20 protein-coding genes and 7 pseudogenes are annotated in these 25,511 nt (G+C 53.4%); 14 read left to right on the top strand and 13 right to left on the bottom strand.

Annotated elements, in window-relative coordinates; all coding sequences use genetic code 11:
• Positions 1–44: 44 nt before the first annotated feature.
• Complete coding sequence (locus TQ38_RS29255; protein WP_043979536.1) at positions 45–1,211, bottom strand: nucleotide sugar dehydrogenase; 1,167 nt, start codon at positions 1,209–1,211, stop codon at positions 45–47.
• Positions 1,212–1,714: 503 nt separating this feature from the next.
• Here TQ38_RS29255 and TQ38_RS29250 point away from each other — a divergent pair.
• The 6 genes and pseudogenes from TQ38_RS29250 to TQ38_RS29230 all read left to right on the top strand — a co-directional run.
• Positions 1,715–2,422: a hypothetical protein gene (locus tag TQ38_RS29250; protein ID WP_162792488.1), complete on the top strand. Its 708-nt coding sequence runs from the start codon at positions 1,715–1,717 to the stop codon at positions 2,420–2,422.
• Positions 2,374–2,631: pseudogene (locus tag TQ38_RS29245) on the top strand (IS110 family transposase); the annotation flags it as partial. The gene TQ38_RS29250 and the pseudogene TQ38_RS29245, both read left to right, overlap by 49 nt.
• Before the next feature lie 174 nt (positions 2,632–2,805).
• On the top strand, positions 2,806–3,357 hold the full coding sequence (locus TQ38_RS29240; protein WP_240198250.1) for a hypothetical protein: 552 nt from the start codon (positions 2,806–2,808) through the stop codon (positions 3,355–3,357).
• Positions 3,358–3,876: 519 nt separating this feature from the next.
• Positions 3,877–5,298, top strand: coding sequence for a hypothetical protein (locus tag TQ38_RS30415; RefSeq protein WP_162792487.1), 1,422 nt, complete (start codon positions 3,877–3,879; stop codon positions 5,296–5,298).
• Positions 5,295–6,464, top strand: coding sequence for a glycosyltransferase (locus TQ38_RS29235; protein WP_082057942.1), 1,170 nt, complete (start codon positions 5,295–5,297; stop codon positions 6,462–6,464). The genes TQ38_RS30415 and TQ38_RS29235 overlap by 4 nt, the downstream gene beginning before the upstream one ends.
• Before the next feature lie 132 nt (positions 6,465–6,596).
• Positions 6,597–6,824 (top strand): annotated as a pseudogene (locus TQ38_RS29230) (transposase); the annotation flags it as partial.
• A 52-nt stretch (positions 6,825–6,876) separates the two neighbouring features.
• Here the strand turns inward: TQ38_RS29230 and TQ38_RS29225 are convergent.
• Positions 6,877–7,095 (bottom strand): annotated as a pseudogene (locus TQ38_RS29225) (transposase); the annotation flags it as partial.
• Between the two features lie 137 nt (positions 7,096–7,232).
• Here TQ38_RS29225 and TQ38_RS29220 point away from each other — a divergent pair.
• The 3 genes from TQ38_RS29220 to TQ38_RS29210 are packed head-to-tail and all read left to right on the top strand — an operon-like array spanning position 7,233 to position 8,619.
• On the top strand, positions 7,233–7,637 hold the full coding sequence (locus tag TQ38_RS29220; protein WP_043979530.1) for a transposase: 405 nt from the start codon (positions 7,233–7,235) through the stop codon (positions 7,635–7,637).
• Positions 7,634–8,011, top strand: a complete 378-nt coding sequence (tnpB, locus tag TQ38_RS31625; protein WP_082057941.1) for an IS66 family insertion sequence element accessory protein TnpB — start codon at positions 7,634–7,636, stop codon at positions 8,009–8,011. The genes TQ38_RS29220 and tnpB overlap by 4 nt, the downstream gene beginning before the upstream one ends.
• Complete coding sequence (locus tag TQ38_RS29210) at positions 7,924–8,619, top strand: UPF0149 family protein (protein ID WP_370059868.1); 696 nt, start codon at positions 7,924–7,926, stop codon at positions 8,617–8,619. Before tnpB ends, TQ38_RS29210 begins: the two co-directional genes overlap by 88 nt.
• A gap of 781 nt (positions 8,620–9,400) precedes the next feature.
• Here the strand turns inward: TQ38_RS29210 and TQ38_RS30410 are convergent.
• The 4 genes from TQ38_RS30410 to TQ38_RS29190 all read right to left on the bottom strand — a co-directional run bounded on the left by TQ38_RS30410 (position 9,401) and on the right by TQ38_RS29190 (position 14,625).
• A complete protein-coding gene (locus TQ38_RS30410; protein WP_162792485.1) occupies positions 9,401–10,552 on the bottom strand; it encodes a hypothetical protein in 1,152 nt (383 codons plus the stop codon).
• A gap of 6 nt (positions 10,553–10,558) precedes the next feature.
• A complete protein-coding gene (locus TQ38_RS29200) occupies positions 10,559–12,742 on the bottom strand; it encodes a polysaccharide biosynthesis tyrosine autokinase (protein ID WP_162792484.1) in 2,184 nt (727 codons plus the stop codon).
• 140 nt (positions 12,743–12,882) lie between these two features.
• Positions 12,883–14,274: an O-antigen ligase gene (locus TQ38_RS29195; RefSeq protein ID WP_082057940.1), complete on the bottom strand. Its 1,392-nt coding sequence runs from the start codon at positions 14,272–14,274 to the stop codon at positions 12,883–12,885.
• A 93-nt stretch (positions 14,275–14,367) separates the two neighbouring features.
• Positions 14,368–14,625 (bottom strand): hypothetical protein, encoded by a 258-nt coding sequence (locus TQ38_RS29190; protein WP_043979526.1) that lies wholly within the window; start codon positions 14,623–14,625, stop codon positions 14,368–14,370.
• Positions 14,626–14,684: 59 nt separating this feature from the next.
• On the opposite strand from TQ38_RS29190, the gene TQ38_RS29185 reads away from it, so the two are divergent.
• Positions 14,685–15,632, top strand: a complete 948-nt coding sequence (locus TQ38_RS29185; protein ID WP_162792483.1) for a PDZ domain-containing protein — start codon at positions 14,685–14,687, stop codon at positions 15,630–15,632.
• Between the two features lie 31 nt (positions 15,633–15,663).
• Positions 15,664–16,440: a polysaccharide biosynthesis/export family protein gene (locus TQ38_RS29180; protein WP_162792482.1), complete on the top strand. Its 777-nt coding sequence runs from the start codon at positions 15,664–15,666 to the stop codon at positions 16,438–16,440.
• 147 nt (positions 16,441–16,587) lie between these two features.
• Here TQ38_RS29180 and TQ38_RS29175 read toward each other — a convergent pair.
• A pseudogene (locus TQ38_RS29175) lies at positions 16,588–16,713 on the bottom strand (IS3 family transposase); the annotation flags it as partial.
• Between the two features lie 82 nt (positions 16,714–16,795).
• Between TQ38_RS29175 and TQ38_RS29165 the strand changes: the two are divergent.
• Positions 16,796–17,455 (top strand): annotated as a pseudogene (locus TQ38_RS29165) (transposase); the annotation flags it as partial.
• Between the two features lie 84 nt (positions 17,456–17,539).
• Here TQ38_RS29165 and TQ38_RS29160 read toward each other — a convergent pair.
• Both TQ38_RS29160 and TQ38_RS30400 read right to left on the bottom strand, forming a co-directional pair.
• Positions 17,540–19,606, bottom strand: coding sequence for a recombinase family protein (locus TQ38_RS29160; protein ID WP_082057937.1), 2,067 nt, complete (start codon positions 19,604–19,606; stop codon positions 17,540–17,542).
• Positions 19,593–19,778 (bottom strand): hypothetical protein, encoded by a 186-nt coding sequence (locus TQ38_RS30400; RefSeq protein WP_162792473.1) that lies wholly within the window; start codon positions 19,776–19,778, stop codon positions 19,593–19,595. The genes TQ38_RS29160 and TQ38_RS30400 overlap by 14 nt, the downstream gene beginning before the upstream one ends.
• A gap of 228 nt (positions 19,779–20,006) precedes the next feature.
• On the opposite strand from TQ38_RS30400, the pseudogene TQ38_RS29150 reads away from it, so the two are divergent.
• Positions 20,007–20,300, top strand: a pseudogene (locus TQ38_RS29150) (transposase domain-containing protein); the annotation flags it as partial.
• Positions 20,301–20,963: 663 nt separating this feature from the next.
• Here TQ38_RS29150 and TQ38_RS29145 read toward each other — a convergent pair.
• The 4 genes and pseudogenes from TQ38_RS29145 to TQ38_RS29130 form a co-directional block, all read right to left on the bottom strand.
• Positions 20,964–22,217, bottom strand: a complete 1,254-nt coding sequence (locus TQ38_RS29145) for a WcaI family glycosyltransferase (protein ID WP_043979523.1) — start codon at positions 22,215–22,217, stop codon at positions 20,964–20,966.
• Complete coding sequence (locus TQ38_RS29140) at positions 22,217–23,167, bottom strand: GDP-L-fucose synthase (protein WP_043979520.1); 951 nt, start codon at positions 23,165–23,167, stop codon at positions 22,217–22,219. The genes TQ38_RS29145 and TQ38_RS29140 overlap by 1 nt, the downstream gene beginning before the upstream one ends.
• Positions 23,168–23,412: 245 nt before the next feature.
• Positions 23,413–24,540 carry a GDP-mannose 4,6-dehydratase gene (gmd, locus tag TQ38_RS29135; RefSeq protein WP_043979518.1) on the bottom strand — a complete coding sequence of 376 codons (1,128 nt, stop codon included), beginning with the start codon at positions 24,538–24,540 and terminating at the stop codon, positions 23,413–23,415.
• A 300-nt stretch (positions 24,541–24,840) separates the two neighbouring features.
• A pseudogene (locus tag TQ38_RS29130) lies at positions 24,841–24,966 on the bottom strand (ATP-binding protein); the annotation flags it as partial.
• A 247-nt stretch (positions 24,967–25,213) separates the two neighbouring features.
• On the opposite strand from TQ38_RS29130, the gene TQ38_RS29125 reads away from it, so the two are divergent.
• On the top strand, positions 25,214–25,465 hold the full coding sequence (locus TQ38_RS29125) for a hypothetical protein (protein WP_043979513.1): 252 nt from the start codon (positions 25,214–25,216) through the stop codon (positions 25,463–25,465).
• Positions 25,466–25,511 lie beyond the last annotated feature (46 nt).

The raw sequence follows: 25,511 nt of genomic DNA, 5'->3' as shown, positions 1-25,511 counted from the left end.
TAATGCAATTTACCTTCAAAATCGAACTCCATTCCATTCCGATTCTAATCGGCTCCGAATAAGTCACGTGTAAATACTTTGTACTTCACGTCATCGATCGCTGAAGTTATACGGTTTGCGACTATAACGTCGCAATCTTTCTTAAAAATGCTTAAGTCGCGGATAACTGTTGATCCATAAAATTCTGTTTCAGCCATTGCTGGTTCGTAGATAACCACCGCAATTCCCTTGGCCTTAATGCGTTTCATTATGCCTTGGATCGATGATTGACGAAAATTATCTGACCCAGCTTTCATAACTAAGCGAAAAATTCCGACCCTTTTGGGGTTTTTCGCTATAATTTGATCAGCTAGGAAGTCCTTACGCGTTCGATTGGCTTCCACAATTGCACGTATCAAGTTTTGAGGAACCTCAGAGTAGTTGGCCAACAATTGTTTAGTGTCTTTGGGTAGGCAGTAGCCACCGTATCCAAAACTGGGATTATTGTAGTGCCTTCCAATACGTGGGTCGAGGCCAATTCCGTCGATAATCTGACGAGTATCCATCCCACCCGCAATGGCGTAGCTATCAAGTTCGTTAAAAAATGCCACTCGCATTGCAAGATAAGTATTAGCGAAAAGCTTAATCGCCTCAGCTTCTGAGGGGTCAGTAAAAAGAATCTCGGTGTCTTTTTTCTCCGCACCCTCTAGCAATAAATTTGCAAATATGGTTGCACGCTCCGAGCGCTCTCCTACGATGATACGGGAAGGGTAAAGATTATCGTAAAGAGCTTTTCCTTCGCGAAGAAACTCGGGGCTAAAAATTACGTTGACCGTTGAAAAGCGACGCCTTATATCTTCAACGAAGCCAACGGGTATAGTGGATTTTATCACTATAGTTGCTAGTGGACTAGAAACTAGAGCCAAACTTATCACATATTCTACAGAGGATGTGTCGAACTTGTTAGATTTAGCGTCATAGTTAGTCGGTGTGGCAACTATTACATAGTCAGCATTCGCAAGGGCTTCTTGGGGGTCTAATGTTGCGGTAAGGTTAAGCGGTTTGGTGGCGAGAAAATCTTCAAGTTCCGCATCGACTATCGGAGACTTCCGGCCAGCGAGTATCGCGACACGGTCGGCTGAGATGTCCACTGCGACCACCTCGTTGTGCTGAGCCAGCAGGACTGCGTTCGAAAGACCAACATAGCCAAGCCCAAAAACGGCAATTTTCATATTTATGAACCTTGCATCGCTGGACGAAGACGTTGCTGCATTGCATGGATTTTCAAAAGCATTCCTGATTCCTGCTACCTTGCGCAGCCCTGAGCCGCCGACCTCCACGATCTATCCTGCATTGCAACAGATCGCGTCAACGGGTTTATGCTGCATGTGCACATTATGCGCTTATACGTAGTTCCTACCATATTGAACAAGGCCGGATCGTCAGGAGAGCAGGGCCCATTGATGTTCGAGGCCCGCTTTGTCTCGAGTTCCGTGAGGTGTTTCGGCCATGAGCATCAGTTTCTTCCGCAGTACGCGGATGTCTCGGAGTAGCTGGCCCGGATCAAACGTAACCGCTGCACCCGCCCCACGTATTCCGAGAGCTTGCTGATGGTTAGGCTGGCCCGAGAGTAACCGGGGCAAATTCCCGGGCGGAGAGGCTATACAAAGTCGGCGCAGTGTGATTCACGCCATGGGTGGCACAAGGCGATGACATCAGCGCTGGAATGGCGGATTTGGACCTGCGCCGTGTTGTCGCGGCGCTGGTCGAGCGCTGTGACCGACTTGAGGAAAAAGTCGAACACCTCACTGCCGAGAATGCGGCTTTGAAGGAAGAGAACCAGGCGCTTAAGGACGAGATAGCTCACCTCAAGGGGCACCCGCCCCGGCCAAAGTTCAACAAGGCGAAGCCGTCCGGGATGGAGAAGGCTACTGCGCCGAGTGGCAAAGCGCGGCGCAAGCGCACCCGAGGTGCAGTAAAGTCGAAGCTGACGATCAGCCGGGAGGTGACGCTCAAGGCGGCGCCTCCGGTCGGATCACGTTTCAAAGGTTACGAAGACGTTCTGGTTCAGGATCTTCGGATCAGCGTCGAGGTGGTCCACTATCGCCGCGAGCGGTGGCAGGACGCGGATGGGAACCGCATCGTCGCGCCACTCCCCGTCGGTATTGTCGGCGGGTTTGGTCCTGAACTACGGCGCTTTATCGCAGCCGGCCATTTTCAGGGTCAGATCACCAGTGAGCGGTTGACCGCGCTGCTCGAAGGCATGGGCCTGGAGATCTCGAAGCGCCAGGTTGTGCGTTTGCTTAGTCAACGGCTTGAAGGTCTGGTGGCTGAAGACCAGGCCGTGCTGGTCGCGGGCTTGCAGAGCTCGCGCTGGATCAACGTCGATGACAAGGCATCATCACTCGAGCTGGTGACGAAGCCTTGCGAAGCACGCTGGTGATGGGCGCCACCGCGCTCCTTCAATATGTCAGGGCCGGACGTGGAAAGAATGCCTCGCCATGGCTGCTGGACATGCTCAAGCGCAAACCGCCCAAGCTCGTGGCGGTAGCGCTGGCAAACAAGATCGCCCGGCTCGCCTGGAAGATGATGGTGACCGGCGAGAGCTATCGGAAAAACGCTGAGCTGCCAGAGTTGGCATGCGCGGCATAAGAGATCAGGCAGTCACGGTGAGCAGGAGATCAAAGCTACCGTGCTGATCTGATACGTGAACTTGCAAGAAAGCAGATGGCGTGATCGATCGATCCAAGATGCGTGACACTCCGCAGGACCCAGGGGCCTTTGTAGGTCGCTCCACTGTTTGGAACGCGCGTCGCGGAAACCATCTTGGCCAGCGTTCATGTGCGAGCGCAACAACAGGCCGGACATATGAACGCAAGCGATCCGATCAAACTACTGCCCACATCTTGCAAGGAGGAGGCCGTCCACATATGGGTCCTGGTTCGCGATCCTGACGGAAAGCGCGACCCGCAGGCCTTCTTCAGTACCGACATCACCCTCGAGCCCGCCGAGATAATCGCCCTCTACGTCCGCCGATGGCAGATCGAGGTCACCTTTGCAGAAACCCGCGCTCACCTTGGTGTCGAAACACAGCGCCATTGGACCGACAAAGCCATAACGCGAACCACGCCGGCGCTGCTGGGTCTCTACAGCCTTATATCGCTATGGGCCTGCGATCTGTTGACCATTAAAAGCGCCCCTTATTCCGCCGCCTGGTATCGAAAAATCAACCTGACATTCAGTGACGCCATCGGAGCTGTCCGCCTCCAACTCTGGGTAGGCGACATTAATCAACACTCCCCGCCGCACCCAGAACCGCACCATCTTCCCACAAACCGCCTAAAACGCATGGCTCAGGCACTATGCTTCGCTACCTGATCGTACAAAGCCGAGCTAAGAAAACATCATCGACCTCTGCTGTGAAGCTTGGAACAAGCTCGTTGATCAGCCGTGGCGCATCATGACAATCGGACGTCGAAAATGGCCGCTTAGGTTCTGATCAATGCAGGTTGCAACGGCAGGCCGAGAGGGATCAGGAAAATCAACAAATCCGTGGATTTTCAACGTCGCAGGGCTATCCTTGGGTAAGCAGCATGCGAGATCATGTCGCTTTTATTGACGTCTGATCCTCGATCCCTTAGGCATCAAGCGCTGATAGCCTGAATCAAAATCTCGCAGAAAAGCCGAATTATAGCTAAATAGGTGCATTCTGTCCATACGCGAATGCAGAACAAGTATTTAAATAAACTAAGTTTATACAATTATGTTATTAATGTCGTTAATGAAGTCCTCCATTTATTAGATCCAGCAGCTAGATCGATGTGCTAATATTGTGAATAGATGGCGATCTATAAAAGCAAGCTATTCTGAAATTTTCAATTGTAAGAAATATTGATTGTGGCCGGAGTCGATAGAATGGCGATCTCAAAAAATCAGTTGTTATTTAATTTCCTGGTCCGAGTTCTGCCATATTTAGTAATATACTTTATCAGCCTAGTTCTATGCGATAGTCGCATCAATGCATTGTTGACTATGCCAACAATGATAATAATTTCTGCCAACTTACTTATGCTCCGGGTTCGATTTGTATCAATACCGGAGGTAATATTGTTTGTGACATACTTGGCTTTTGTTATAAGGCCCCTTCAAGTTGTGTCAGGAAACGCATTTATTGGCACTACGGTTGGTTATAATCGGTACACTGACGACCAATTTCTGATAACACATGCATGTGCATGGATATTCCTATTAGTGTGCTCTTTTTATTTTTCTATTTGGCGTAGTAAAAATATCAAAGAATACAGGCTTTCTACATTTTCTGGACTCGAGATTATTCTGCTTTGCATATCTATAGCATCTTTTCTTATTTATATGGCCGGGATGGGCGGGCTATCGAATGTGCTAGCGCCACGTTTTGAAAAAATGAAGGTGCTTGATGCGCCTTGGTTAACTTTTTTTCGTGCGATGCAAATGACTGCAACAGCTGTTCTATTTATCATGGCGAAGGATAAAGGGTGGAGATATGCGCCATGCGCCATAGCTTCATTTTTTATACTTATCATGTCAGCAAATCCTTTCAACACTTCGCGTTTCAGCTTGCTCGCTGCATATATCCCTTTAGCATTAATTTGGCTAAGGGGACGCGTCAGTGCACAGAATTTCATGATCGCTGCAGGCGTATTTACTGTTATACTGATGCCCATTCTAAACGCAACTACTCGTGGGGGTGGGGCGGCTGCCGATAATTCGAGCATGAACGAGAGCATTTTTGTCATTAAATTTGTCGATGTTTTCGATATGACGGTTGAAAATGTCTCATACTCGTCGGTGTTTGGCTATACGTATGGGCAAAAGCTTATTGGAGATGCGCTTTTCTTTATTCCACGTGCAGTATGGACTAGCAAACCTAGTTTGAATGCTCTTGACGTAGGGGGGCGACTTGTTGACTTAGACATTGCTGGAACCGACAATTTGTCCATGCCGGTTTTTGCCGACGGATTTCGCGATTTTCATTTAATCGGTGCGTTATTTGGTAGTGTATTTTTCCTGCATATCATTTATCTTGGAGCTTTCTGGCGGCCAGTAATCGTTGATGGCTTCCCAATATCGGGATTTATAGTTTTCGCTTCTATACCAATTGTTTTTCGAGGCCCGTTCAGTTCGACAGTCCCTTTGGTATTTTTTCAGATTGTTAGTTTGTTTTTTCTTTCATTAATACTAAAAAGACTATCAGTGAAATACACAAGTGGAAAAGCGCAATTGCTTTCCGTTAGGCCGAAATCTGTTGGGCAAAGCCCTGCCGAGGAGATGAATAAGTGACTCGTATCCTGCGCTTTATCCAGAGTTCAGACCCACGCGGAGGCGGCCCTATCGAGGGCGCTAGGCGTTTTGCTCAGACTTGGAATGAATTAGGCCATACGCAGGACATATTAACATTAGAACCCCATGATGCGCCTATCTTGCCCGACTATCCGGGGGACATATTCCATTTAGGGCAACCTTACGGCCGCGGGCCACTTGCCCGCTATCGCTATTCTAAAAAGGTGGTTCCTTGGTTGCGAGAGAACGCATCGAAGTACGACGCCATAATAGTTTCCGGAATTTGGCGATATCAAGCAGTCGCTGCCCGGCGAGCGCTTAAAAACAGTAATATCCCATATTTTGTATTCCCGCATGGAATGCTGGACCCTTGGTTCAACAAGGATAAGCCTTACAAAGTACCTTTCAAAAAATTGTCTTGGCTATTGGTTGAGGGACCATTGCTGAATTCTGCAAAAGCGGTTTTTTTCACCAGTGAAGAAGAAATGCGGCAAGCGAAAAATATATTTAAACCGTACCATGTCAATGGTATGGTTGTTAATTATGGGGCGCCGGATTTAGTTGGTGATAAAATTTCTCAGGCACAGATCTTCAGGAAGATGGTGCCGGAATTAGATGGCGCACCGTATTTACTTTATTTAAGTAGAATTCATCCTAAAAAGGGGTGTGATTTAGCTATAGCGGCATTTGCTAGTATTGCATCTAAGCGCCCGGATTTATGGCTGGTCATGGCTGGTCCAGACAAACTTGGAATGATCCCAAAATTGCGAGCCCAAGCAACAGCGCTCGGCATTATGGATCGCGTATTATTTCCTGGGATGTTGGAGGGTGATGCTAAAATGGGAGCATTTCGAGAAGCTGAAGCATTCGTCCTCCCGTCCCATCAAGAGAACTTCGGTATCGCGGTTGCGGAGGCGCTGGCCGCCGGAACGCCAGTACTTATAAGTGATAAAGTGAATATATGGCGTGAGATAGAAGCAGATGGTGCGGGTATTGTGGGCCCTGATACGGTATCCGGCACTACAGCGGTTTTTCAATCATATGCGGCTTTAAGTGAAAGCGAGCGTGCCGAAATGCGCGACCGAGCTCGTAAAACGTTTAAAAGTCGCTTTGATGTTGATAATGCAGCACGATCCTTAATGGCGATACTACAAGATCGGAGCTAACTAACCCGTCTTATTCATCGAGCTCGGCCTGAAGGGTTGGCGGGAGTGGCACAAGTCTCTGATCTGTTTTAGGAACTGGGTGTCTACGCTGGCCCTGTCGCAGGGCAGAAAATGCCATAGGGCACACCCGCCATGAACGATGATGTCGTAAGCCCATTCCGATTCCCAGCAGTGCATCGCAAGAAAGTCGCCGCAGCTTTCGACGGTGGCCGCCGCACTTCGGATGGCGGGGTTCTGCTGCTGGCACAGGCAGAACGCGCGATGGGGATTTTCCGTCAGCTTGCCGGCTGCATTGCCGACCGGCGCGATCCTGCGCGGGTGATCCATCGCCTTGACGACATCCTGCGCGCGCGGCAGTATTTGTCGCCACACTGCACCGCCTGTTCGTCTCAGTGCCTGATTCAGAAGTTTCTCAACCGTAGCAATATCTTGCAGTTCTGCGGGTGAGCATGCGGATGGAGGCTATTGTTGTCCATGCCGTGGAGGATGCGATGGTGGTTTCCCAATCCTTGGCGAGGCGGCGGCATCGGCCAAGCCATGCGAAGGTGCGTTCGACGACCCACCGCCGCGGGAGAACCTGGAAGCCCTTCGCCTTGTCCGAACGCTTTATGAGCTCGATCGTCCAGGCCCCTGTGTCAACAGAACCGAGGATTTGACCCCCGGTCACGGCGCGGTGGTTTCGGTGTTCTGTAACCGCTTCACCCGCCCCACGTATTCCGAGAGCTTGCTGATGAGTAGGCTCGCCCGAGACGATGAGGAGATCGGGCAATGTCGGATGAAATTGATGCAGGGTCAAACGGCGGTTTGACCTGTGCGTCGCACAGTACGGCGTCGCGTTTGATCGAGAGTTTGACGCCGACGCGCCGACGCTACGAACGATGGCCTGATGAAGAACGTGACCGCATTGTCGCGGAGAGTTTTGCTCCTGACGTGACGGTGTCGCAGGTTGCGCGTGAGAACGGGGTCGGCCTGGGCCTGCTGCACGACTGGCGGCGACATGCACGCGCGGCGGGCGTGGTTGAGGAAATGCGGTTTGTGCCGGTAACGGTTGTCCGGGAGGAGCGATGCGAAGGCGCCGGGCTGGAACTGATCGTTCGCGATGTGACGGTTCGGATCCGGGGCGCGGTTGAGATGGACCACCTGCGCGCGGTACTGGCCGCGATCCGGGAATGATCCCGATCGACGGAAGCGTACGGATCTTCGTGGCGACACAGCCGGTCGACTTCAGAGCTGGGATTAACCGCTTGATGGGACTGGTGACGCACGTGCTGGGGCATGATGCCTGTGCGGGCGATGTGTTCGTGTTCCGCAACAAGGGCGCGGATAAGGTGAAGTTGGTCCGTCATGACGGGTCAGGCGCGATTCTGGCGACGATCTCCCTGAAGATATGGAGCAAATGGCGGCTCTGGTGCGTGAGCTCCAGGCAGAAAACCCCCAGTTGCGCGCGCTGCTCAAAGGCATGGCCCATCAGGCCTTCGGCAGCCGTTCGGAACGCGCCAGCACGATCCTGGGCAACCAGGGAATTCTTGATCTCGGCGACCTCGTAACCACGCCGGCTGCCGCAGCCAACGACGATGGCGACGCCGAAGGTAAGCCTGCCGTCGCTCGCCCACGCCGCAAGCGAGGCCTGATGGCGCTGCCGGCCCATATCGAGCGTGTGGAGCGCGTGATCGATCCCGATACGCTGGATTGCCCCTGCTGCGCCGGCAAACTCCACAGGATCGGCGAAGATGCCAGTGAAGCACTCGACTGGGTGCCGGTCATCGTTCGCGTCATCCGCACGGTGCGCCGAACGATCCTCAAGCGTTACAACCGCATCTGCATCGAGCTTGCCGAGAAGCCCGAGGCCTACGCGCCGATCTACATGCGCACCGAGGAAGGCGAGGTACTGCTCGAGGACTTCGCCAACGGGTTCTTCACAGCCATGCATCTCGACATGGAGGCGTGGAAGCCCTTCATCGCCGATCCCGAGTTCGGCTACCCTCTCGCGGCACTGCTTGGCCACAGCACCATTACAGGTGGCCCGTCATGGATCGAACAACTGGGTGATCCGAGGGCCAATCTGGCACTTGCCGATACGTGGCGCATGGTCCCGCAAATCATCTCGCTGATCCATGACCAGTGCGCCTTCGCGCGCATGACGCCAGCAGCCTGATATAAATCCCGCCACCACCAATGCGTGGGACAGGATCAGCGGTTACAATGATGCTGCGCTCTGCGTGGCGTGCGATCGAGGCGGCCAGCCTGTCGAGTTCGCCACTCGCAGCCAGCACATCCTTGCGGCCCAGAGCCTTGATCGTGCGCTGGCGGACGATTTTGCCCTCGCGCACGCTCTCGACCAGGTAAAGATAGCGGTGCCCGCGCGCGACTCGTTCGACGACGTACATGGCCAGGTTGTCACTGCCTGCACCCGCAAAAATAAACCAAACCGCAAGTCACAGGCAAAATGTTGTTATCACACCCGGTTTTCGCGCCAAATCTACTCCCGGCAATATCAGATACTTACGATCTCGCGTTCCCCGCGTGTTCCGCCAGCACTGTTCAACTTGGGTCAAGGCTAAATTAACGGCGGTGCTTTGTCTCACCGTCGTTGGCACGGAGGGAGGCGATTGGCGAATGCAGTTCCAGGTCCGCCGACGAGCGCGAGACCAAGGTGGTGGACAATCGTCTCAAGAGGTTGAGTACGACGATGATATCGAGCCAGGACACCGGCATCGAACTGCTCGCAGAAAATTCGGCGCCCGCAAACGTCCGTACCGCACCGACATTACGAACTCCTACCGTGTCAACGGAAAGCTGCTCAGCAGCAGGTCACCGAGAAAATCGCCGCCTGAACCGTCTCCGGTGTGTTCAGTCTCATAGACATCTTCAAGCTGAACAAATGCGCCAACGATGTCAGATTAAGACGATACGATTCGGAATGATCGAAAAATGATTTAACGAATCGCAATTGGTGCAATATCGCCCACCCCATACGGAACTAAAATTGAAATTTCCTGACTATCGCAGTATTTATCTGGAATGACAAAGCTGTTGATACCTTTGTTTATCCGCATTTTGTACAATCGACGTAGTGCAGTATTTTTACCTAAACAATCTATCTGCAGAACAAATGACATTTTGGCGATAGAAACATCGCCTCTTACGTGGGCAATATGTTGCCCGCTCCCAAGTTTGGCGATGCGCGTGGCAGCTAGCGACTTGATCGGTCGTGAATTCTCATAATGCAAATGAGTACCCGCCTTGGTCTCCACAAATTTCACATCTAAACCAGCCTCTTCCAACAACCGCCAATCAAATGGCCCAGGGACGCGGATGAAGGATTTGAATCTAAAATCTGCAGGGTCAGTTGCAAATCCCTTTGAACAAAATGCAGACCATAGAGAATTAGAGACATTCGCTTCAGAAGCGAGGGCAAGCTGGCGGATTTTCAGAGATAAAACACCACAGTCTATGGTGATTTTATCATTCGCCATAGATCTAGAAATTGCTAACATAGACTGATACGGCAGATTCTCTACCGCCCATACTATAAAATCATTAGCCCACGAGCGGTCTGGCTCAATAATTCCTTCGCTAAAGACTTTGACTCCGTCCGGAGTGGTTAATATAACTTTACTTAATTCCTTAGTCTTTTGGTCACGATCTCCTTGGCGCCAAAGCGCCAAAAGTCGCTGAGCCGCCACACTGGAAGCGCCAGACTGTTGAGCCGCAGCTGCCATTACCCGCTGGGTATAGCGGTCACGCCATCCTCTTTGGGCAGCCAGAAGCAGGACGGGTAAGGCGGCATCACCTCGGCCTGACTTTATCAAACCATTGGTTAAAAGTGCCAGATTTTCTGCGGGCAGTGGCCGCCGAAACACCAAATCGCGGGAATACGCGATACCATCCGCATAGTTGCCCGCGCCATATGCTTCCCGAGCGAGGGGTTCCAGAGCATAGCCTCGAAAAATAGGCGGTACAAAGTGCGCAAAGATTTCATCCCTCCGCGCCTGCCGATCGATCTGTACTCCAATTGCAATTAACGCAATAATTATAATCGCGCTAGCCCAGGCGATTTTTCCCCCTGAAATACGCAAATTGGACAACTATTTTTATTCCTGATTTGTGCCATAACTATAATAGTTGTAAGCATAATAACTGTAATCATCACCACCGGACTTGGGTGTAAACCTATTTAATACAACGCCGAGAACATTAGCATTTATCAGAGATAGTCGACGCAGGGCTGATTTTACCGCGCCTCGATGGAAGCTTGACGCATCAATGACGAACAAGACCCCGTCTGAGTGTTTTGCTAGCAAAGGTGCGTCAGACAGGCCGAGCAAAGGCGGGCAATCGAGTACGACCATGTCAAATTGACTGCGTACTTGCGCAATGAAGGCGGCGAAGCCCTCCCCCGCTAGAATAAGCGCCGGGTCTGGAGGCGACGGCAAACCGGTTATGTAGCTCAGCGTTGGTGCGTGCTCGGCTTGGTGAACGACTTCGTCGAAAGTTTTTTGGCCTGTTAAAAGATCGGTTAAACCTGAACCTCGGCTGTCGTTCATTGTGTGATGTAGTGTAGGACGACGAAGGTCAGTATCCACAATGAGAACTTTTTTGCCGAGCATCGCAATGTCCATCGCAACAGCACGAGCCGTGGTAGACTTGCCTTCAGCCTCACGCGAACTGGTTATTGCCAGCACCTTAGGAAGGCCGTTTGCAGTTGTATATCGGAGGTTTGTTACAAGCGAACGGTAGGCTTCGCTTGCGCTCGAGCGACGGTCGCCTAGTTCTCGATCTAAGTCACCTTCTTTTCGTAAGGGCACTAAACCAAGCAACGGCATACCGAGCTTCTTTTCAACATCATCGGGCGACCGTATAGCGTCGTCTAGCACTTCCTTCAGTGCAACTGCCACAGCCGCGCAAACAAAGCCTAGAATCAATGCTAGTGCAACATTAAGGAACAATCTTGGTGAACTTGGATCACGCGGCGCATCTGCTCGATCCACTATAGTAACATTGTTAGATGCTGATCCAGCGGTCGCGTTAATTTGATTGTAACGGGACAAAAGCGACTCGTAGAGAGTTCGATAGGTATCAGCTACCCTCTTGAGGACAGAGTACTGTACGCCGCGATCTTGTTCTCGGAGTGCATCACTCCGCAACGAATTTACTTCTCCAACAAGGGCCTGTTCTTTTTCTTGAGAAGCGCGATAGTTTACCTCGGCAGAGCTCTTAATCGCGTTGGCAATGCTCGTAATACGACGATCAAGTTCAGATATTTCTGCTCGCTTAGCTTTTACTGTAGAATACCCTTCCAAATGCTTTGATAACTCGTCCGCAAGAGCCGCTTCGGCACGAGCTTTATCTGCGACGAGTTGCATTACTGCGGCATTCGAATTAACCTCCGACACGGCAAGTGGCGGTTGCTTTGCAAGAGTTTTCCAACGGTTCTCAGCTGCTATCCGTTCGGCAGTTGCACTCGCAGCTGCATTATTGAGTTGGACTAGCATATCATTAGTGACTGACAGGGCAGATTCCTGGCGGCCCGTCTCACCTTCACTAGAGATTCTTATTAGCCCTGCGGCTCGGGCGTACTGATTTAGGTCTCGCTCAGATTGCGTTAATTTGACGCGCGTTTCCTCGAGCTGGTCAGCGAGAAATTGGCGAGCATAGCTGGAGCTATCAAATTTCCGACTGAGATTGTATTCGATAAACCGTTCAGCATACGAATTTGCTAATTTAGCGGACAGTCCCGGTTGACGACTAGTAATGGTGATGGCCGCAATACGGCTGTCAGGAGCCATATCAACTGAGAGAACATCAAGGAGGGCTTTGATTGCTGCATCTTGACGCGCAACGTCAAGCTTCTGATTAGGCGCGCCGGCCTCCGGCATCCGACTGCCTAAAGCCTCAAAGAAACCCGCGTCGCGATCGAATCTGCCACTTTGTACAACCGATCGAGCAAGTGCACGACTTTTCACTATCCCAAGCTGGGTTTGCAAGAAGCGATCGGTATCAGAAGACGCAGCCGCTTTTTGCAACTCGCTCCCTTCAATAATCTGATCAGCCTGGTCTTCTATAAGAATCTGAGCTGTAGCTTTGTATGTTGGCGTCATAAGCATCGTAATAACGATACCAACGATAACAACTCCGATCACAACTCCAGTGATCAATAAAGCATTTCGACGCACAACATTGATGAGAGACTTAAGGTGAATGGTAAAATCTATACCATCGCCTTGATTCTCAGAATATGCGCCCTGACCGTCTCTATCGAGAATTGCGTCTTTCAAGTTTCGTCCCGCCATCTTGCTGCGATTTTAGACTAATCTAGTTTTTATTTATTGAAGCTCAGTATCTTCTAGCGTTGATGCTGTTGAGCATTCGGAAATGTACCCGCTGAATTTGATGCTTGCGAGCTCGTATCGAGCAATTAAGCACTGCCCGTTCCCAAATCACACTGACGATCCGATCCTGAAACGCTGCTCCTTCGACGGTATGGTGAATCAACTAGGAGCGCCAGCATAAGGCCTGAGACACATAGCAGCGTCTCGTTCCGTAAGGGATAGTCCAAAATCGATTGAAGCGCGAGCATTATGAAAATTGGGATGGGTGCGATAGCGGTCCCGCCACGCCGAGCAGCCTTCAAGCCGCTCATAAACAGAAAAATTAGCCAACTCGCTAATAGCGTTAAACCAAGTAACCCGGACTCGATCGCTACCTCAATGTACTCATTATGGGCCCGTGCGGCACGCCCAGGTCCGATATTTTCGAGCGTCTCATCGATCTGAAAGACCTCATCAAACGTACCAATGCCGCTACCAAGGGGCCAAAATCGCGCGATCGATTCCACTGAATCCTGCCAAATCAGGGGCCTTGCATCGCTCATCCTACTGAAGCGTGATAGACTTCCTTGAATTCGTTGGTTGTCTTTCCCAATGATTATAATACCGCCAATAAGCAATCCAAATCCCAACGCCGCGGCAACAAAGGCTCGCCGCGTCCTTCGGAAAGATATCTGCGATGAGAATATACGGAAAACAAGATATACTAAAGGAATGCTGACAAGTAACATACTTGAACGGGAACGAGATAGGATTAAGCCAACAACGAGTAGCATACCAATTGCGACACTCCCAAATCGCCATGCTGATCTAAAGCGCTTGTTTGAACTTATAGAAATGAGGCCGCATAAAGTAATATCTAGAAATATTCCCGCAGAGTTACGATTCGCAAATGTGCCATGTAAATCTTGACTTCGGTACGTTTCAGCAAATAGCTGAAATTGACGATTTCCGGTAACAAGCTGTTGAGCACCTAAAAGAACTATTAGGACGCCAGTTATCACCATATAAACGAGAAGCCGATTCTTTTCCTTTTCAGGAAGATTCCAGGAAAGTATAAGGATCGCAAATGGTGGCATGAGCGAAAGAAATGCTACAAGCGTTCGTCGCACGTTTAGCGACATCGGGAACCATACGTCGCTGCTGCCTAGAAGATCGAACGATTGTATTACAAGGTTTCGGCCGGGCAAGACCTGCCAAATTAAAGGAGGGAGAGGAATACACTGTAAGATAGGTAGTAGTATGGTCGCCCCAACCAGCAGGGTCAAAATCCGCGGGGCTTTTCTGAAAAAATAAATTAATGACGGTCGATTGAACGCGATCAGGGCCAGCGAAGCTAGCTGAACGATAAGATTGAAAAGCCCTGCCCCTGACCCACCGCCGCCAAAAATAGCTGCAACGCCAAGCAGCATCGCCACTTGTAGCGCTTTGCCATTGGCCGCGGCGTTAAGTTCCGCGTCCGCCGTGCGCAAGGTAATCAAGTCAGACAGGTCGCCCTCACGTCCGAAATATTCATAAAAAGAAAGCCCTGTCCTTGCGAACCCAAGGACAGGGCCTTCAACTAAAATTTTTTATTAAGAACCGTTCGACTTGTCCTTAACTGCTTCGTAGATGCCGTAGCCAGCAGCACCCGCGCCGATAACGGCGAGGGCGATAATGGCGGAATCGGCCTTTTGCTTCGCCTTGACCGGTGCGGATTTACGCTGGCCGATGCCGGACAAGCTGGCGATTTGGCCAGTCGACGCCGACGCCTTGGTGCCCGCTTGGGCCGCTACTGGGGCTGCGAGCATCGCTGCCGCGGTCAGTGAGAACAGAGCGTTTTTCAGCTTCATAGGGCCTCCTAGTTTGGTTGATGGACTGCTTGCGTCATCGTGATATATCGCAACGCACAATGGAACGCAAAAAAAAACCTGCTAGTGCCTTTTGCCGCCTCGTTATGGCTGTTGTTGCCTGTTCATGGGGTTCCATTCCAAGCTCTGCAGCTGAAAGTGAGCAATGGCCACTAGCTTTACGATCTCAGATTTCGCGCTTGACGGACGTTGGGTATCGGCTTGGCGCTGTAGCTGCCCCAGCATGTTTTCTAACTGCCGCTGGCACTGGTATAAGCATCGATTATCTCGAAGCTTATGGAGCTAAAGATCGACCGGCCGTTGCAGCAATTTTAGGTATGACGGATGCTCCGCAAATCGCGGCGGTTGCACAAGGAAGTCCGGCAGAGCGAGCAGGCATTCAGCCCGGAGATGATATTGTTGCGATCAATGGCATTCCCGTTGGCATGTTGCGATCGACCTCTTCTGACACATCGCTTTTTGCAGACGAATTAGAGTATAGACTTGCTGCTACTCCAAAAGGATCGATGGTTAAACTTAATCTAAAGAGGAAAGGAGTAGCGATGAAAATTGAATTATTGCCAACTATTATCTGCGCTACTCGTTTTGTGGTTAAGACTGGACTTGGTGTCACAGCGTTCAGTGACGGAACTAACATAGCAATTTCAAGTAGATTGATTGAATTTGCAGATAATGACGATGAATTGGCCCTCATTGCTGCCCATGAGCTTGGCCACGTTATTGGCCGAGATGGCAAAGCAGATAATTTGGCGGAACGGCGCCGCATGGAAGATCGTGCCGATTTGCTGGGCGTGAGGCTTTCGCATTGTGCAGGATATAATCCAGAGATGGGCGTTCAGTTTTGGATTCGACGTGACGCAGGTGATTGGCTACGCTTGTTCCGCGATCCCACGCACCGCTCACGTAAATCTCGTGTTGCGCTTATGCGTAAGGAGATCGCTATGCTCGCGTGCCCATTTTCGGCATCGTTCGTATCTGCGTCATTTTGACCATGATGTCCCGGCGGTAGCGCGGGATAGCTTGCGTCTGGCCACCGGCCTCATTACTGCTTATCAGCAGTTGCCTTGGCATTGGAGACATCCGGCGGTGTATAATTCGAAGACGTCCTTCTTGCTCGGTGCCATGTTGGTTAGTGGTGTCCTTGCAGGTTGTAAAACGACTACCCCTAATCCGGATTTGCCCGTAGGCGATGCTGCCTATGCGATCATGCCTGCGAATACCTCTCCTCCGACAACTTATAGAATCCGCCCATTGGATGTGTTAACGGTTCGGGTTTTTGGCGAGCCTGATATTTCCACGGACTCGCTCCAAGTCGATCAGGTCGGCCAAATTCAAGTCCCTCTCGTCGGAACGCTAACTGCCGCAGGACATAGTGCGCCCGAAGTCTCAAGAGAAATTGCTTTTCTTCTAGGTCGTCGGTATTTGGTCGATCCGCAGGTGGCTGTGTCGGTCAAAGAAGTAGCGCCAAGCTACGTTTCTGTTGAAGGTGAAGTGAAGAAGCCTGGTGTCTATGAGGTAAATAAGGATGCGACCCTGCTCTCGGCGATAGCGCGCGCTGAGAGTCCTTTAGCTACGGCCAAACTCAATGAGATTGTTGTTTTCCGGACAATCAATGGTCAAAGATTGGTAGCGCGCTTTAATTTGAAAGATATCCGTACCGGTATCAGCCCGGATCCGGCAATTATGGACGGAGACGTAGTGATGGTTGGCTATTCCAGTATGCGTGGGCTTCTGCAGGATGTTTTGAAGGCTGCGCCGCTCTTCAACGCTTTCGCCGTTCTGAATCGGGATCTCTGAATATATCTGGCCACACCGCCAGGATATTTCGTCTTGAGATTGTGATGGAGGTTGTTGTAGCTGGCACCCTTGAGACATCTGCGGCAAATTTTGCGCCTATATTTGCGAATTTCGATTCTCCCGGCCATCATTCCGGTTTGATGCCGGTCGGGTACCGCTGTCCACCTCGGCCTTCTTTACCCATTCGAGCAAAGTATGGCCGGAGCAGCCGATCTTCTCGGCCACCGATGTGACTGCCGCCCAGCGGGAAGGATGATCACCCTCGTGATCCAAAACGTAAGCGCGAAATTCCGCGCACCTGTTCGGTTGAGTGACGCGGTGTGAAGGATGTGTCCACCAAGGAAGAGGTGGACACATGGAGATGGCACCGATGGGCTCCTATGGGCTCGAGGTTGTCAGGGTGACGAGTAACGGCCGGCGCTATTATGGTCGGGCGGGGAAGTCACGGTTGGTCGAGGCGTGCCTCGAGCCGGGCATATCGGTGGCGAGGCTTGCGCTGGAGCATGGTGTCAACGCCAACCAACTGCGCAAATGGGTCAGGAAGTTTCAGGAGCGTCAGAGTGCGAAGGGGCATCCTCGCGCTCACCTGTCTGGCTATACCGGTATTCTCCAGGTCGACAGGTATGCCGGCTTCAATGCCCTGTTCGAGGAAGACTGGGCCGATAAGCCCATGACGCGCGCAAATTGCTGGGTTCATGCACGCCGGGAATTCTTCAAGCTCGTCGACATCCGGCAGCAGCTCAAGCGCAAGAAAAAGGGCGCCGCGCCGCTCATCTCGCCGCTGGCGACCGAGGCGCTCGAGATCATTGATCGGCTCTTTGCCATCGAGCGCGGCATCAACGGCAAGCCTGCCGCCGAGCGCCTGGCCGTTCGTCAGGAACTGTCCGCTCCGATCGTCGCTGAACTAGAGGCATGGATGCGTGAGACGCGTAGCAAGCTCTCTCGTCACGATGCCGTGGCCAAGGCCATCGCCTACCTCCAGAACGACTGGGCGGGCTTCACCACCTTCCTCGCCGATGGCCGGATATGTCTCTCGAACAACGCTGCGGAGCGCCAACTGCGCAGCGTTGCAACGACTGGTTCATTATGCACCTCCTCTTCAAACGTCCGGAAACAGGGACTTTTGGTTTTCCATTTTGATGCGACACGGGCCTCTGTAACGCGGAAACTGGGTCACCTCGTCCTTTTCCAGGTCTGCGGCTCGGATTTGGTGCGGCGCATCCGGTACAACTTGTTCGGTAGGCAGCACGCCCTCCTTGATCAGTCGACGGACGCGATGGGCCGTAACTCCGAGCTTTTTGGCGGCTTCGGTCAGCGTAAGCCACTCCCCATTCTTCTCAGCAGATCGGTATCCGTGGATTTTATGGACCGTGCGCAGTGCACCGACACGGCGTGCGGTCCACGTTTTTCCTTGTCCGGTCTGCATTCCCATCCGGTTCAGAGTAGCGGCAATGTCGGCGTCGGACCATCGGGTGGCCATGGACCGCATTACAGCGAGGGCAGCCTCCGGCGTTTTCTGGCCATGTTCGCCAGGGTTCGGTTTGCGAATACGCAGCTGAGAGTGTTGACCACCTTTCCAGTGGATCGTCAAAATGACTTCACGTTGCTCTTCGTCAACATCGGCAACGATATCAGTCACGAGAGTGCGCAGGAGTTGCTGGCGACACCGCGTATCGACGTTTGGTGCGCTCCAAGCAGCCTCCAAGTCAGTGGCAATGCCGGCAAAATCGGGGATTGGGATGCCAGCGTCGATTTGTCTTGCCTGCGTCAAAGCAGCTTCACAAGCTTCCACGCGCCTGAGCGCGGATTCCCAACTCTTCTCAAGTTGAGCAGCGATCAGGCGGTTGTCAGGGTCGCAAGCGGCATAGCGGCGTTCAGCAAGAGACGCCTCGTATCGCGCTTGCTGCAAGTCCAGCTCCATCATGCGATGTCGCTCTTCCAGATTATCCCGATGCACCCGGTCAGCTTCCATTGCGGCCTCGATTGCCATTGGCGTTACGGCGCTCAATATTTCTTTGCCAATAGCAGGGTCGATCCGAGACGCGCCAAAAGTCATGCATCGGGGTTTGGCCAGCATTTGGTTGATACTTTTGCATTGATAATAGGGATGGCTTGGCCGCCCTCTATAGGAAACAGACAACCGCCTTCCACATCGGCCACAGGTGAGCAGACCAGCAAGCAAAGCCTGGCCGCCACGACCCGATTTGATGCCGCCCTTCTTTGCAAAGGTATTGACGGCAATAAGGCTCTGGTTCCTCTCAAACTCGCCCCAATCAATGTAGCCTTCATGATGATCCTGGAGCAGCACTTCCCACGTTCCAAAAGGCTTGCCGTGGCCGTAGCTTTTGCGAGCCCTGCCATCGACAATCTCTGTCCGCTTCTCACTTTTGCCATAGGCGTATGCCCCAGCGTAGAACGGGTTCTTCAGGATCGAAATGACGCTCCGATAGCGAAGCGGCACCCAATCGAAGGACACTCTTTTGCGCCCGTCAGAAGGACGGGGGAAATGGAAATTGTCCGCGGTGAGCGAAATCAGCACCTGGCGGGCGCTACCAAGCTCGCGGAAGCGCGAAAAGATAAGGCGGATCGCCTCCTGCACCCGGAGATCAGGATCAAGCCCCAGACCATAATCACGGTGCCAGATATAGCCGATCGGAACACTGAGGCGCAGTTCCCCCCGTCGTGCTTTGGCGCGCGCTGCGTCGAGCATGCGCGTTCGCAAAATGCCGAGCTCAAACTCGCTGATGCTGCCCTTCATGCCCAACAACAAGCGATCATTCGGTCGACAAGGATCGTAAACGCCATCGAGATCGATCACGCGCGCTTCCACCAGGCCGCACAGTTCCAGGAGGTGATGCCAGTCTCGACCATTACGGGAAAGGCGCGATGCGTCCAGGCACAGCACTGCGCCGACCATACCTGTGCACAGGCCGCTCACCAGTCGTTCGAAACCAGGGCGGTCGACAGCGGCACTGGCGGTACGGCCGAGGTCATCGTCGATCACTTCGACATCACGGAATCCCCAGCGGCGCGCAACATCGACAAGTTCATATTGACGCCGCTGGCTCTCCAGGTTGTTCTGGACCTGGCCCGGGGTGGACTGCCGAACGTAGACGACAGCTTTGCGATTAAGCACCGTGGCCGGAATGAGATTATTGCCCGTCATCGCTCGGCTCCTTCTCCACGGCGCCGGCCGCCGCCATCAGGAGGGTCGCCAACCTGGCGACGACCGTGCTTCGTTCCGCGTCGGTCAGGCCCCGAATCTGTGGCATATCGAGCGGCATGCTCAACTGACGGGTCAGCATCGGTAACGTCGAGGGTGGTGGTAATGCCTTCATAGGGCGCCTCCTGGATGGCGGTGAGTCCATCCGACGAAGTCTGCCTGAAACCGCGATCGGTAAGCAGTCTATGAAGCTCCACGAGGCCAGTCACCGCAACCCGCGGTTCGCCCATTGCCATATCAGCGCAAAACGCCCGATCCAGCATCCACTCCGAAACCTGAATGATCTCGCCCGGCCTGATCTCTACCCGGACAATCGCACCACTGGCCCGATCCTCGCGGCCTTCATACCGAAAACGGTCGCCGTAATATGGATGCCAACGATAATGAAACTCTACCATCTGCCCGACATGGGCAGAATGAACATGTGACGGCAACAGGAAGAAAATCCTGGCTTTTCTGCGACACCATCGACGGCGCACGGGCGAGCGCCGTCACCTACAGCCTGATGCTGACTTGCCGCGCCTGCGGCGTCGAGCCTCTCGCGTGGCTACGCCATGTCCTCACTGAACTGCCCCAGCGACCTCACGACGCCGATATCGACGACCTGCTGCCATTCAACTTCGAAAGACACGCCTGACCCGCCGACGTCGTTGCGCTGGCCTGTCTCGTCCAGCGTCAACTATGATGGCCGCACTGCCTCCGGAAGCAACGTGCTACGAAATGCGCGCTTACTCCAAAACCATCCGGATCGCTCGCTCACGAATCTCAGGCGCAAACTTGTTTGTCGTCTTGCTCATCGTAGACCCTTTCTCTCAGGAGATAGGGCCTCCGGCAATCCCGGGGCGGTTCACAACGTCCAAAGGTAATTTACGCGGCAAACATCTTGCTAACCGGGCCGGTCCACATATGAGTCAGAGCCAATTCTCAGTGGCAATCAACAACTAAGGCGCTACATTTTAGCCCATCGGTAGTCTTCCACAGTGCCTCCAAACATCTGCTGGAGTGAGTTAATTGGCCCCTCAATTACAACTTTCACGACTATCGTTGAAACGGCAACGGCAGCGAGGCTTAACAAAAGTCGCTTTCGACAGAGGTTCGACGCCACTTCGGCTGCGTTCATTTCGAGTATCGCAGCAAGGATCCAAAAAGCTAAAATTTGGTATCGCGTTTCCGTGCCAGACTGTACGAGCCACCGGCTGATGCCCGCAGCCAATCCGAAGAGAATGGGTGTCGCATAGATGCTTATCGATGGGTGCATGGTAGGAGTTACTGACGTGCGATAAGCCAGCGACTTTTCTGCTTACGCCGGGGCGAGGCCGCCGGCTGCCATTCCGTTTGCTATCCTTGCCATTCGCGCCTCCAGACGATCGAGAACGATATCCTTAGACCAGCGCTCCTCTGCTCTTTCCCGTGCGGTGGCAGCATAGCTTGCAGCTAATGCTGGATGATCCAGCATGGTCTCGATGCCGCTCGCAAATGCAGGAGCGGAGCCTGGTTGTGTCAGCACACCGCACCCTTCGACCTCGTCGCCGAGCCCAGTTCCGGGATCGGCAGTCGCCACGATAGGGCGACCCGAGGCGAGCATGTTGGTCAGCTTGGATGGCAGAACCAGATCTGCGGCGCCGGCTAGTTGCGGCATGAGGTGAACGTTGGCCATGCCGAGCAGTTCGTTCAACCTCTCACGTGGCTGGAGATCGCGGAACTGGATGTTATCAAGATCGGCCGCGGCTGCTTCCAGATTGGCCCGGTTTGGACCTTGCCCGCAGATGACGAAAGTCAGGTCGCGGCGGTGTCGGAGCAGGCGTGCGGCTTCGAGGACAACCTCGATACCCTGCTTGTTGGCGATATTGCCCGAATAAAGAGCGACATAGGGTGTATCGATCCCCCACTCGGCACGATAGGGCGAGACGCCTTCGAACGGCCGGATCGCGCCAATGTCAGCCCAGTTTCGCAGTTGGTAGACACGGTCCCGAGGCATTCCCTTCTCGATAAGCTTTGCACACATCTGCGGCGAAATCGAACTGGTATAATCGAACATGTTAATAACGGTGCGCTCGAACCAGGGTCCGAGACGGCTCGCAATGCTTCCCTTGTTGACCAGACCGGTCGCCAGGGCTGCTTCCATTTCGAAGTCCTGAATATGCAACCAGCACTTTGCGCCGCTCAAACGTGCGGCGAGCCAGGCGAGCGGCGCGCCGATCAGAGAGGGCGCAACCGTGAAGACGATGTCAGGCTTGTCGGCTACAACAGCTTTGAGCATCCGCGGCAACGCCGACGCCAGAAAACTGAAGTGATGGGCGATGCGTTTCAGCCCGCTCGGTTTTGCGGGCACATAGATCGGGCAACGAGTGACCTCGACGCCGGCTTCTGTCGAGCGTGTCCAACGCTTGTTTGAATAGCCATCGAACACTTTCCACGCCGGATAGTACGGGTTGGCCGCGATGACCCGGACATCATGCCCAGCTTTCGCCCAAGCCTTCGTCATGTCACCGCTGTACAGCCCGATGCCGATTTCTTCAGGGGCATAATTTAGGCCAAGGAAAAGTATCTTCATCAGGCGACGGCAAGCTTGTTGGCGAGAAACCATTCGTAGGCCGAGCGGATACCCTCAGGCAGGGTGATCTTTGGTGCCCAACCCATGGCGCGCAGCTTGTCAGCGCTCATAAGCTTACGGGGCGTGCCGTCGGGCTTGGTTGCATCCTTAATGATCTCGCCTTCGAAACCGACGGCAGTCTTCACCATCTCCGTCAACTCCAGGATTGTGACGTCCTCGCCCGAACCGACATTGACATGCTCGTGGCCGGAGTAGGTTTTGAGCAGCATGACGCAGGCATCGGCAAGATCGTCGACGTGCAGGAATTCACGGCGCGGGCTGCCGGTGCCCCATATCTCGATCGACTCAGCGTTGGCCAGCTTGGCTTCGTGAGCCTTGCGTATCAACGCAGGCATGACATGGCTCGACTTGAGGTCAAAATTGTCGCCTGGGCCGTAGAGATTGGTGGGCATCGCCGAGATATAGTCGAGCCCATATTCCTTTCGGTAGGCCTGACACAGCTTGATGCCCGCAATCTTGGCTATCGCGTACCATTCGTTGGTCGGCTCCAACGGCCCGGTGAGCAGGGATTCTTCGAGAATGGGCTGTTCGGCAAACTTGGGGTAGATGCACGAGGAGCCGAGGAACAGAAGCTTCTCTGCGCCCGACTGCCGTGATGCCTCGATTACGTTCGCCTCGATCATGAGGTTGTCGTAAAGAAATTGGCCTGGGAAACTGTCGTTCGCCAGAATGCCGCCGACTTTGGCTGCTGCAACAACGACGGCATCGGGTTTGTGTGCGGCCATCCAGTCTAGTACGGCTGCCTGTTCGCGCAGATCGATGCGCTGTTCGGGGTATAGAACTTCGCAACCCTCGATTGCGAGCCGACGCGTGATCGCAGAGCCGACCATGCCCTTGTGCCCCGCGACATAAACCTTTTTGCCGCTGAGATCGTAGATCGGCTCGCTCATGCATCTCTTTCCATGTTGCAATGCGGCAATATCTAACGCTTGGATCACCGTTGTGCAATTCCCCAAGGTGGAATTGCACTGAATGCTCTTAAATTTCTCCAAAAAATTATGGTCATGCGCGGCCCTAGACGCATGACGAGGTTAGGTTGGTGGAGCGTGATTCAATTAACCGCCCTTGGCATTTTGCCGCGACGGCGCCTTCCTCGCCTTTCGGAAGAATAGGAAGGCGCTTATCTATTTGGCGGTTAGGATTCCAGTGATACCGGTATATTGAAGCCATGCACTTTGAGGAGTGCGTGCCGCTTCGCAACCTTGAGGTCCTCGGCCACCATTTCCTCGCACATCGTCTGGACAGTGATTTCCGGGACCCAGCCCAGTCGCTCCTTCGCCTTGGCGGGGTCGCCCAGCAAAGTTTCCACCTCGGCGGGGCGGAAATAGCGCGGATCAATACGAACGAGAACATCGCCCACATGCACCGATGGTGCATCATCACCGCTCACTGCGTCGACGATGCCAACCTCGTCAACACCTTCGCCTTCAAAGCGAAGGGTGATGCCTAAATGCTGGGCTGACCAGCTGATGAACTCGCGTACTGAATATTGAACCCCGGTGGCGATCACGAAATCCTCAGCCTGTTCCTGCTGCAGCATCATCCACTGCATCCGCACATAGTCCTTGGCATGCCCCCAGTCGCGCAGGGAATCGATGTTGCCCATGTAGAGACACGGCTCGAGGCCCTGCGCGATATTGGCCAGGCCGCGCGTGATTTTACGCGTCACAAAGGTTTCACCGCGACGCGGGCTCTCATGGTTGAAAAGCACGCCGTTGCAGGCGTACATGCCATAAGCTTCGCGGTAGTTGACCGTGATCCAGTAGGCATAGAGTTTGGCCACAGCATAAGGTGAACGCGGGTAGAACGGAGTTGTCTCGCGCTGCGGGATTTCCTGCACAAGGCCATAGAGTTCGGATGTCGAAGCTTGATAGAAGCGGGTCTTCTTTTCGAGCCCTAGGAAGCGGATCGCTTCCAAGAGACGCAGTGTACCCAGCCCATCGACATCGGCCGTATATTCGGGCGCTTCGAAGCTCACTGCGACATGGCTCTGCGCGCCGAGATTGTAGACCTCGTCAGGCTGGATTTCCTGAATGATGCGGGTCAAATTGGAGGTGTCTGATAAGTCCCCATAGTGCAATTTCAAATCCGGCGAAGGCGCATGTGGATCCTGATAGATGTGGTCGATGCGCTGAGTATTAAAAAGCGAGGCACGGCGCTTGATGCCATGAACCTCGTAGCCCTTCTCTAGTAGAAGCTCCGCGAGATAGGAACCATCCTGCCCCGTGACGCCCGTAATGAGAGCTACCTTCTTACCGCTCAATGCCCATTCCCTTCATAAAGCCGTCTACAGGCGCATATCTCGCATTGCGGCGGGTCACGTCAACCGATTATGCTGCGCCTGCACATTATCCTTTTATAGGTAATTCTTGTCCTTTGCGACAAGCCCATAGCTGTCAACGGCGGCGCAAAAGTCGGCCACGGGGCGGAGTAAAACCAGGCCAGTGTGGCGTACGCCCGCGGGATTGGCCCTCGGGCTACGCCCTCACGCCACTCCCCCCGGGCGTTGGCTCGATTTTCAAGGGTTGGTTTTTGACTTGCGGGCACGGCTATGGGCGAGACGTTAGCTTTCGCCATTCATCTCCAGGATGCTGACGTGATGGGTCAACCGGTCGAGGAGCGCGCCGGTGAGACGTTCGGATCCGAAGGTCTCGGTCCATTCGTCAAAGGGCAGGTTACATGACAGCAAATCCATCTTGGCACTTAGATGCCGTGAGCGGGAGCCATCCACCTCATCCGCTTTCATTGGCCCGGGGCCGGAGATGGCGTGATGCGGCTTTCTGCCGCCCAGGCCTCTGCCTTGCTCGAGAAGCTCCAATGGTGCAAAATGCGCACGCCGCGCGTCGATAGTCCGGTCACAACGCGGTAGGTCGCGCGCCTGATTGCCTTGATCGAAAAGCGATTGCGAGTGCCCGCAAATCGGCCACAATACACGCATGTCCGCCACAGCTGCTGACCTTCCCGACAACATCGCCATACTTAAGGCGATGGTCCTAGCAGGACTCGAGCGCGAAGCTCGGATGCAGAATATCCTCGATCAGATCACCCGTACGACCTTCGACAAACGCTCGGAAAAGCTCAGTCCGGATCAGTTGGCGCTGAGCCTCGATGATCTCGACGTCGCCCGCGCCGAGTTGGACGGACTTGCCGAGCAATCGGCGGCGGCGGGAGATCGAAGGATGAGATGAGGATGATACATCTGCGCTCAATGGAGATCGGAGTAACGACAGATTC

The organism is Novosphingobium sp. P6W (assembly GCF_000876675.2).
Classification (GTDB): Bacteria; Pseudomonadota; Alphaproteobacteria; order Sphingomonadales; family Sphingomonadaceae; genus Novosphingobium.
Note: the sequence above shows the minus strand (reverse complement) of the source record. Positions and strands in the feature narration are given on the sequence as shown.